General features: G+C 71.8%; 1 protein-coding gene and 1 pseudogene. One reads left to right on the forward strand and one right to left on the reverse strand.

Annotated elements, in window-relative coordinates:
• Positions 1–404: GyrI-like domain-containing protein (locus IE312_RS39175; RefSeq protein WP_229899237.1), on the forward strand; the 404-nt coding region annotated here is incomplete at its 5' end.
• An 85-nt stretch (positions 405–489) separates the two neighbouring features.
• On the opposite strand, the pseudogene IE312_RS39180 reads toward IE312_RS39175, so the two are convergent.
• A pseudogene (locus tag IE312_RS39180) lies at positions 490–811 on the reverse strand (TetR/AcrR family transcriptional regulator); the annotation flags it as partial.

Raw genomic sequence — 811 nt, forward strand, 5'->3', positions numbered from 1 at the left:
TCGAGCCCGAGGACATCGGCCCGGTCATCGGTCCGCTCTACGACGAGCTGTTCCGGCGCCTGGCCTCGGCCGGGATCACCCCCACCGGGCCCGGTGTCGCCTCCTACGAGGACGCTCCGGAAGGCGGCGGAAGGATCAGCGTCCACGCCGCCGTCCAGGTCTCGGCCCCCCTCCAGGACGGAGCGGTGCGCGTCCGCGACCTGCCGGCCCTGGAGCAGGCGGCGACCATCGTGCACCGCGGCTCGATGGACGGCGTACTCCCCACCGCCCAGACCCTGGCGCGCTGGATCGACACTCATGGCTACCGGGCCGTCGGGTACCCCCGCGAGATCAACCTCGAATGCCCCGACGACCGCGACGACTGGGTCACGGAACTGCAGGCACCGGTGATCCGGGCGACCTAGCGCACGCCCGTGCTCACGGGCGTCCTGCCGCACCGTGGCGGTACGGAGCGGCAAGGCGGTCGCTCGATGCCAGGTCCCTCTTCGCTCACGGAGCATCCGTGTGGTGATCGGTGAGGGACATGCCGGAGGCCAACGCCCTGGCGGCGTCGGCGAAGTACCGCTCGTCCGCTCCGGGGGCCAGACCCAGGGTCACACCCTGGCTGAGACCGACGAACAGCGCCCTCAGTGCGGTGGTCAGGCGCTGCGCCTGGTGCGAGGTCACGGCGCCGCAGTCGTGGGATCTTCCGGTGAACAGGGCGATCAGGTGCTCCTCCTGCGCCCGGACGGACTCCGCGAGCCGGGTCCCCAGGTCCGGGTCGTGCAGGGCCATGTCCAGCAAGGTGACCTGGAGGGACAGAGCGGCCCGT

Origin of the sequence: Streptomyces capoamus (genome assembly GCF_014654935.1) — a bacterium.
Classification (GTDB): Bacteria; Actinomycetota; Actinomycetes; order Streptomycetales; family Streptomycetaceae; genus Streptomyces; species Streptomyces capoamus.